The organism is Brevibacterium sp. SIMBA_078 (assembly GCF_046534565.1).
Classification (GTDB): domain Bacteria; phylum Actinomycetota; class Actinomycetes; order Actinomycetales; family Brevibacteriaceae; genus Brevibacterium.
In genome coordinates this window covers 1-355 of sequence record NZ_JAWRYQ010000074.1, presented here as the reverse complement: position 1 = coordinate 355, position 355 = coordinate 1, and the positions used below count along the sequence as shown (strand labels likewise).

At 36.6% G+C, this 355-nt stretch carries 1 protein-coding gene; it reads right to left on the bottom strand.

The genetic code is table 11. The features are described from left to right. Positions 1–308: hypothetical protein (locus tag SB749_RS18925; RefSeq protein WP_410711659.1), on the bottom strand; the 308-nt coding region annotated here is incomplete at its 3' end. Between the last annotated feature and the right edge of the window lie 47 nt (positions 309–355).

Here is a 355-nt window from a genome sequence, read left to right as displayed (position 1 = left end):
ATGGAAGACATTTCTTCATTAAGAAACCAATCAATCATCATACGATAAATTTTTATTTTTTCTTCATCAACCTTTGCCTTCTTGTCATTCTTGTCCCATTTAAACCCGTATGGAACAGATCCAGAATGCGGTCTTCCCTCTTTGACAGCACCTTTTCGACCATTTAACAGCCTTCTCTTAATAGCTCTATATTCATTTCTAGCAATAACCAATTCGAACTCTGAGAGCATTTCATCACTCTCATTGGACATATTATATATTTTTTGAGGAGTTATGAGTAGAGTGTTGCTTTCTTTAAAGGCTTCCATGATACGTCCTGAATCTATCTGTGATCCCCTGGAAAGTCTATCGTTCG